We start from the raw sequence: 680 nt of genomic DNA on the forward strand, positions 1-680 counted from the left end.
ATGGGCAGGCGTCTTGAGCCTATAGGGGGGGCGGACAACCTGAAAGCAGCCCTGGACATTTTTACCCGGCTGCGTACCCGGGCGGCAGGGGGTAAGACGAACACCCCCTGTGATGACAAGTAGATCGAATTAACACTGGGCAGGCATCTCCAGCTCATGGGAGGTACGGACAACCTTAGAGCGGCCCTGGCGATTTTTACCCAACTGCGCACTCGGGCGGCAGGTGGGGAGGCGAACACCCCCTCTAATGACAAGGATAGAACGAACACCCCCTGTGATGATAAGGATATCGAGCTAACACTGGGCAGATATCTTCAGACCATTGGAGGCAAGGGCAGTCTGGAAGTTGCTCTGGAGATCTTTACCCGACTGCGCACCCGAGCGGCCGGGGGACGGGTGAACACCCCCTGTAATGATAAGGATATCGAGCTAACACTGGGCAGACATCTCCAGATCATGGGGGGTACGGACAACCTGAAAGCAGCCCTGAACATCTTTACCCGGATGCGTACCCGGGCGGCAGGTGGAGTGGCGAACACCCCCTCTAATGACAGGGATATTGAGTTAACACTGGGCAGACATCTCCAGATCATGGGGGGCCGGACAATCTGAAAGCAGCTTGGGATATCTATACACGACTGCGTACCCGTGCGGCCGGGGGGCAGGCGAACACCCCCTGT

Annotated in this window: 1 protein-coding gene; it reads left to right on the forward strand. The window is 57.6% G+C overall.

From position 1 onward, the window contains the following. Positions 1-156 precede the first annotated feature (156 nt). Entirely contained in the window at positions 157-612 is a 456-nt protein-coding gene (locus E1189_RS00875) for a hypothetical protein (RefSeq protein ID WP_155158237.1), read from the forward strand. Positions 613-680 lie beyond the last annotated feature (68 nt).

The sequence above is a fragment of the Parendozoicomonas verongulae genome, from assembly GCF_009711465.1.
In the GTDB taxonomy this organism is placed as follows: Bacteria; Pseudomonadota; Gammaproteobacteria; order Pseudomonadales; family Endozoicomonadaceae; genus Sansalvadorimonas; species Sansalvadorimonas verongulae.

What these genes read in the sequence shown, in the direction of transcription:
- E1189_RS00875 (WP_155158237.1), top strand. Translation starts at nt 157, where the DNA reads ATGGGAGGTACGGACAACCTTAGAGCGGCCCTGGCGATTTTTACCCAA.